Source organism: Cupriavidus sp. R6-3, assembly GCF_059772245.1.
This window is the reverse complement of sequence record NZ_JCBAJO010000366.1, coordinates 1-3,173: the sequence shown is the minus strand read 5'-3', so window position 1 is coordinate 3,173 and position 3,173 is coordinate 1. Positions and strand designations below refer to the sequence as shown.

Sequence of the window (3,173 nt, the reverse complement as noted above, 5' to 3'; positions counted from 1 at the left end):
CCAGCGGCGCATGGCCTGTTCGCGCGCGATCGTGCTCGGGGCGATCTCGTTGGATTCGGCGGCCCGTGCGCGCAGATAACCGCCGGCGCTCAGGCCGGCGTTGGTGCCGACGTTGGTGCCGACGTTGGTGCGGGCGTTTGCGTCGGCGTTTGCGTTGGCTTGAGCAGTGGTCCCGACGTTGGTGCCGGTGTTGGCGTCGGCGCTGGCGTCGGCGCTGGCGTCGGCGCTGGCGTCGGCATTGGTGCCAACGTCGCTGTCGGCATTGGTGCCCGCATTGGTGTCCGCATCGCTGCCGGCGTTCGTGGCGGCGTTGGCACCGGAGCGGGTGCCAGGGTCCATGCCGCCGTTGCGGCCGGCATGCCGCGGCCCGGCCTCGCGCCGGGCGTCTTCAGGGAGTTCGGAGTGATCGGCGTCAGGGGCGGGTGCCATGCAGACACACCCAGCCTTCGTCGCTGCGCCAGACGCTCAGCGGCAGCCACGGCGCATAGGCGGCGGCGACCTCGTCGGCCTGCCGTTCGAGCACGCCCGACAGCACCAGCCGGCCGCCCGGCCGTACCCGCGCGCTCAGCATCGCGGCCATCAGCTTCAGCGGGTTGGACAGGATATTGGCGACCACCAGGTCGTGGGTCGTGGCGCCGGTGGAGGCAGCCAATGCCGCGGCGTCGTCCGGCAGCGCGAAGGTCGCGCTGACACGGTTGCGCTCGGCGTTGTAGCGCGAGGCCTCGACCGCGTTCGGATCGATATCGACGCCGAGCGTGTCGCCGGCGCCGAGCTTCTTGGCGACGATGGCCAGGATGCCCGAGCCGCAGCCGTAGTCGAGCACGCTCTCGCCCGGGATCAGGTTCTGCTCGAGCCACTGCATGCACAGCCGCGTGGTCGGATGGCTGCCGGTGCCGAAGGCCAGGCCCGGATCGAGTTCGAGCACGACGGCGTCGGGTTCCGGGGCATCGTGCCAGGACGGCACCACCCAGATGCGCTCGCCGATGCGGATCGGCTCGAACTGCGACTGCGTCAGCCGCACCCAGTCCTGGTCCTCGACGCTGCGCACCTCGCTGGCCGGCACCGCGCAGCCCAGCGCGTTGGCCGCGGCGGCCAGCACCAGCGCCGGGTCGGTGTCCGCGTCGAACAGCGCCACCAGCCGCGAGTGCTGCCATGCCAGCCGGGTCGGTTCCATGCCCGGCTCGCCAAACAGCGGCTGCTCATCGGGCGTGTCGGCGTCGGCGTCCTCGACCGAGACCGACAGCGCTCCCAGCTCGAACAGCGCGTCGGACCAGGCCTCGGCCTGATCCTGGGCAATCTCGATTACACATTCCTGAAATGCCACGCGCTTTCCCCATGCTGGCCGCCTGCCGTGGTCGGCGGGGCGGCCGTCAAACTGCCTGCTGCAGCCGGCCCGGCCCGGACCGGCCCGAACCGGCTCAGACCTTCTCGCCCTTGGCCACGCTCTTCTGGGCCAGGCGGTGCTCCAGATAATGGATGCTGGTGCCGCCTTCGACGAAGTTGGCGTCGAGCATCAGCTCGCGGTGCAGCGGCACATTGGTCAGGATGCCGTCGACCACCATCTCCGACAGCGCGATCCGCATGCGCGCGATGGCCTGCTCGCGGGTGGCGCCGTAGGTGATCAGCTTGCCGATCATCGAATCGTAGTGCGGCGGCACGAAATAGCCATCATACGCGTGCGAATCGACCCGCACGCCGGGGCCGCCCGGCGCGTGCCAGGCGGTGATGCGGCCCGGCGACGGCGTGAACTTGAACGGATCTTCGGCGTTCACGCGGCATTCGATCGCGTGGCCGCGGAACTGCACGTCCTTCTGGCGATAGCGCAGCTTCTCGCCGAAGGCGATGCGGATCTGCTCCTGCACGATGTCGATGCCGGTGATCATCTCGGTCACCGGATGCTCGACCTGCACGCGCGTGTTCATCTCGATGAAGTAGAACTCGTTGTTTTCGTACAGGAACTCGAACGTGCCGGCGCCGCGGTAGCCGATCTTCTTGCAGGCCTCGGCGCAGCGGTCGCCGATCCGCTCGATCAGGCGGCGCGGAATGTGCGGTGCCGGCGCTTCCTCGATGACCTTCTGGTGGCGGCGCTGCATCGAGCAGTCGCGCTCGCCCAGCCAGATCGCCTGGCGATGCTGGTCGGCCAGCACCTGGATCTCGATATGCCGGGGGTTCTCCAGGAATTTCTCCATGTAGACCTCCGGATTGCCGAACGCGCGGCCCGCCTCCTCGCGCGTCATGTTGACGGCGTTCAGCAGCGCGGCCTCGGTGTGCACCACGCGCATGCCGCGCCCGCCGCCGCCGCCGGCCGCCTTGATGATGACCGGATAGCCGACCCGGCGCGCGGTGGCCAGGATCTCCTTCGGATCCTCGGGCAGCGCACCTTCGGAGCCCGGCACGCACGGCACGCCGGACTTGATCATGGCCTGCTTGGCCGACACCTTGTCGCCCATCAGCCGGATGCATTCCGGGGTCGGGCCGATGAAGACGAAGCCGGACTTTTCCACGCGCTCGGCGAAGTCGGCGTTCTCCGACAGGAAGCCGTAGCCCGGGTGGATCGCCTGTGCGTCGGTGACCTCGGCCGCCGAGATGATGGCGGGCATGTTGAGGTAGGACTGGGGGGAGGGCGCCGGGCCGATGCAGACCGCTTCGTCGGCCAGCTTGACGTACTTGGCCTCCTTGTCGGCTTCGGAATAGACCACCACGGTCTTGATGCCGAGCTCGCGGCAGGCGCGCTGGATGCGAAGGGCGATTTCGCCGCGGTTCGCGATCAGTATTTTTTCGAACATAGTCTCTCTCTGCGCAGCAGAAGGGCGGTCACAGAAGGGCGGTTACGCCGGGGGCCGGCCACGAACGCCGCGTTGCGACCGGCGGCCGGCACCGCGCGCCGCCACGCGAAACGCCCGCATGGTGCGGGCGTGGGGCGCGGCGTGCGGTCCTCGGAATCAGCCGATGACGAACAGCGGCTGGCCGTATTCGACCGCCTGGCCGTTCTCGACCAGGATTTCCTTGATCACGCCGGCCTTGTCGGACTCGATCTCGTTGAGCAGCTTCATCGCCTCGATGATGCAGACGGTCTGGCCTTCCTTGACCGTGTCGCCGACGTTGACGAAAGGCGCCGCGCCGGGCGACGGCGCGCGATAGAAGGTGCCGACCATCGGCGAGGTCACGACGTG

General features: G+C 68.9%; 3 protein-coding genes and 1 pseudogene. All 4 read right to left on the bottom strand.

Translation table 11 applies throughout. From position 1 onward, the window contains the following. A pseudogene (locus AC6EI8_RS25565) lies at positions 1-429 on the bottom strand (hypothetical protein); the annotation flags it as partial. Continuing rightward, complete coding sequence (gene prmA, locus AC6EI8_RS25560; RefSeq protein WP_498383275.1) at positions 413-1,324, bottom strand: 50S ribosomal protein L11 methyltransferase; 912 nt, start codon at positions 1,322-1,324, stop codon at positions 413-415. The pseudogene AC6EI8_RS25565 and the gene prmA, both read right to left, overlap by 17 nt. 94 nt (positions 1,325-1,418) lie before the next feature. Further along, positions 1,419-2,786 carry an acetyl-CoA carboxylase biotin carboxylase subunit gene (gene accC / locus AC6EI8_RS25555; RefSeq protein ID WP_149316612.1) on the bottom strand — a complete coding sequence of 456 codons (1,368 nt, stop codon included), beginning with the start codon at positions 2,784-2,786 and terminating at the stop codon, positions 1,419-1,421. 156 nt (positions 2,787-2,942) lie between these two features. Further along, positions 2,943-3,173, bottom strand: a 231-nt coding sequence (accB, locus tag AC6EI8_RS25550; RefSeq protein WP_498383274.1) for an acetyl-CoA carboxylase biotin carboxyl carrier protein, incomplete at its 5' end; no start/stop codon positions are given.